General features: G+C 36.4%; 2 protein-coding genes. One reads left to right on the forward strand and one right to left on the reverse strand.

Annotated elements, in window-relative coordinates:
• Positions 1-5: 5 nt before the first annotated feature.
• Positions 6-269, reverse strand: a complete 264-nt coding sequence (locus tag H6622_18400) for a hypothetical protein (GenBank protein MCB9063499.1) — start codon at positions 267-269, stop codon at positions 6-8.
• Between the two features lie 42 nt (positions 270-311).
• Between H6622_18400 and H6622_18405 the strand changes: the two genes are divergently transcribed.
• A complete protein-coding gene (locus H6622_18405; protein ID MCB9063500.1) occupies positions 312-1,580 on the forward strand; it encodes an ISL3 family transposase in 1,269 nt (422 codons plus the stop codon).
• Positions 1,581-1,770 lie beyond the last annotated feature (190 nt).

Below are 1,770 nucleotides of genomic sequence, written 5' to 3' on the forward strand. Positions count from 1 at the left end.
GGATCTTAATCAAAAAAGTTGATTTTAGGGAAACCAATAATTGACTCAGCATACTCGTCAATATTTTCAGGTCTTAAGTTGTCCAGGTCCATCTCAGGTTTTAAAAACAAAAAGAATAATGCATCTTCTTCCCATTCCTTATAATCTTTATCAGGAATTTGATCCCTTATTTCTTCAAAAAAATCTGAATGTTTCAATCTTAATTTGGGCATCTCAATAGACCCTATTCTACATGGGCCTTCTTTTCTCTTATACGATTTAAACTTCATTGTTATCCTCTCTTTATACTTAATTTTTCAAAGGATTGAACTATGAGTTTACGACGTATTCACCGTTACTGCATCCCTGGTTTTGACGTGACAGACACTAAAGAGTGGTTAGATAAAGGCTTTATTGAGATATTTATCAAAGATGGACGTGAAGTTAAACAGTGTTCCAGGTGTTGTCATGAGCTTGATGCAGCCAAAGTTAGCGAGCATAAAGTCAAAGTTCGCACAATGGATATTCATGGTTTTAAGGGATACTACATCTTTAAAAGAACTAAGCATCGATGCGGTAATTGTAAAAAAATTAGAACTTCTAAAATTGACTGGATCTCTGAGGAGACTCCGCACGTAACCGAGGAATATGCTTGGTGGTTAGGACGTCTTTGTGAGATTACTCCAGTCTCTCGGGCCGCTGAGTTCACTGGCAATGATCCTATGAGTATGTGGCGGTTTGATTTTAAAAGAATGAAGCGGATGTTTCAACACTACAAGATCCCAAAGGTCAGGAGGATTTGTGTAGACGAAGTCTATGCCAGAAAGAAAAAGTATCATGCCAAAGAGTCCAGGGATAAACGCTTTTTCACGATAATCTGTGACTTGGACACTAGGAGGGTTATTTGGGTGTCTGAAAGCCGCTCTAAAGAAGCACTTAATGAGTTTTTTCATGTCATGGGAAAAGAGCGCTGTGAAGAGATTGAAGTTGTAGCGGCAGATCAGTTTGATGGATATAAACTTAGCGTGAAAGAGAACTGTCCCAACGCTATTTTTGTATGGGATCGTTTTCATATCATGCAGACGTTTCAAAACTATATTAATAGTGAGAGACAGTGGTTAAATGAGCACATGTGCAAAGGAGAACAAAAGAGACTGACTCGTGGCAAATTTAAACAGTTATTCACTAAAAAATCTGATCGAAGAACAAAAGCTGAGAACCGGCATATTCGGGAAGTCATGAGAGATAATGAATATTTTGTTTACCTAGAACTCATTAAAGAAGGTATGCACCAGATATTTGAATCTGCTTCAGCTCCGGAAGCAAGAGCAAAGTTTGAAGAGATGGGGGAATGGATAAATCAAGCAGGGATCTTCTATGAACTAAAAAAATGGTGGAAAACGTTTGATGATGGATGGGATACATTCAGAAACTACTTCAAATACCCTGTTACCTCATCACTTTCAGAAGGAATAAACAACGTCATCAAAACAATAAAGAAAAGAGCTTATGGTTATAGGAATATGCAGTATTTTAAGCTTAAAATCCTCCAAGTATGCGGATTTTTGAACTCTAAGTGGGTACCAATGAATTTTCAATAACTTCAACTTTTTTGTTAGAGAGGCCAGAATCTGTTAATAAAGTGACATCTGGTCTATAAAATTTACTATGCATCTTCATTGAATCGTTCCTGTGATTTAAAATATTTAAATGAATTTTACAATTTACACATTACTTTCATTTTTTGTGATCAGCTCTTTACAAGCAGATATCTGTCAAGACAGTGTTATA

It is taken from the genome of Halobacteriovoraceae bacterium, assembly GCA_020635115.1.
Lineage (GTDB): Bacteria > Bdellovibrionota > Bacteriovoracia > Bacteriovoracales > Bacteriovoracaceae > JACKAK01.